A 1,760-nucleotide genomic window follows, 5' to 3' on the forward strand; every position below is an offset into this window, starting at 1 on the left:
ACTGGTGTGATAGCAGTTCACGCAATATTGGTGATAGCAGGTTTTCTGCGTCTTCCAACATGTCGGGAATGGCTTGCCTAAACGAGGCTTTTCCTTTAGGTATTATGATACCGTATTCGGCAATAAGGCCTCGAACTTGATTAATCAATCGAGTTCTCTCAGTGACGCATAATCGACGCATTCGAATCAGTGATTGCACGTCTTGTTGTTCAATGGATTTCTGAGGGACGGGGTGAGTTCGTTGGTAAAGAGCGAGTTCAGCAATCGCTTCAGCGTCGTTATAGTCGTTTTTTTGTTTACGTCGCTGATTTTTGACATGTTGGGGCGGATATAAAAGGACTTCGTGTCCAAGCTTTTTGAATTCACGAGCCCAGTAATGGGCTCCAGAGCAAGCCTCCATGGCAATGATGGATGGGCATTGATTTGCGATGTAGTTAAGTAGCTTAGTACGTTGAAGTTTTTTCCGTCCTAGGTTTTTTCCTTTTTGATTGATTTCAAAAAGAAAGAAACTATTCTTTGCTAAGTCGATGCCGATGATTTTATGCTGAGTCATGGTCTTCTCCTTTTGCTTTGGATAAACACTCCAAGCATGGCTCATGGCCACGCGAAGTGGTAGGGGGAGACCATCTCATCACCTTAATGCGGCGTTATAGCGCTTTGAAAATTCAAGGGTTGTAAGGTTATCGAAAATAGCTGGCTTAAGTGTTTCAAAATTCGATCTCCTAAACCCGAATAAAGTTGGAAAAGTTGTCGCAAGCCAAGCCGTTGTGACTATTTCAAACCATTCCTGTTTACCGTATTTTGAAGCTTGGTTCTTGTCTCGCTTTTCTAAATCTCCGACCGAATTGGCATTTTGGGTGTCGTGGTCTGGTTACAGAAGGTTTTGTTGGTTAGGATGCTGTTCATTGAATGCAAGCAAAATGCTTCTCTGCCAAGTGAGTTTGTGTACTCGTTACGCTCTAACAAACGCTTCAAGCGGACTGCCAACGCGTGGCATTTTAGGTTTGCAGTAATAATTGTGTTTAAGGCGCAATGCGGTAGCTTTTGTATAGCGTTGTCAGCAGCTTAAGCGGGCGTTATGAAGAAGCTAAGAAAATGTAGCAAAATTATAGGGTAAGGTTCAAAGTTCAGTTTTCTTATCATATGATTCGAATCTTCCTCACCTGAATCTTTGCAAATTTCTTTGGTGAAATGCCGCTTTGGTTTCATCGAAAGGCAAATTGGCTGCTTAGGTACTTTTGCCAAGTAACTTTTTCTAGCAGCCATTTGCTGTGCCGTGATTTTAGTGAGGCGGCAGGGCTTTGAAAAACTCAAAACTTGGCGCCCGCTTTTATTCAATTCGTTGTGGGTTTATCGAGTAGCTGCCGGGATTTTGTGAAATGGCTCTGTGTCTTAGGCTTCAGTATTTGCTGGCAAATTGGGGATGCCGTAAAGTCCGTTCATAACAAACAATTCAAGCAGACCAAAAACGTGTGGCATTTTCAGTTTGCGGTGAGTCTTGTGTTTAAGGTGGTTTGCAGAAGCGGTATTTATACGTTTTTGGCTACTTAATTGGGCGTTATGAAGCATCTAGGAAAATCCTGAAAAATTATAGGGTAAGGTTCAAAGTTCCCTTTTCTTATCATCATAATTTGAATCTTCCTCACCTGAATATTTGCAAGTTTCTTTGGTGAAATGCCGCTTTGGGTTCATCTAAAGGCAAATTGGCTGTTTGGTTACTTTTGCCAAGTAGCTATTTCTAGCAGCCATTTGCTGTGCCG

2 protein-coding genes are annotated in these 1,760 nt (G+C 42.2%); both read right to left on the bottom strand.

Going from position 1 to position 1,760, the window contains the following annotated elements; genetic code table 11:
- A partial coding sequence (locus tag HC752_RS24055) for an IS110 family transposase (protein WP_190337708.1) occupies positions 1–553 on the bottom strand: 553 nt, incomplete at its 3' end.
- An 839-nt stretch (positions 554–1,392) separates the two neighbouring features.
- Positions 1,393–1,569, bottom strand: a complete 177-nt coding sequence (locus HC752_RS24065) for a hypothetical protein (protein WP_190337709.1) — start codon at positions 1,567–1,569, stop codon at positions 1,393–1,395.
- Between the last annotated feature and the right edge of the window lie 191 nt (positions 1,570–1,760).

Source organism: Vibrio sp. S9_S30, from assembly GCF_014694455.1.
In the GTDB taxonomy this organism is placed as follows: domain Bacteria; phylum Pseudomonadota; class Gammaproteobacteria; order Enterobacterales; family Vibrionaceae; genus Vibrio.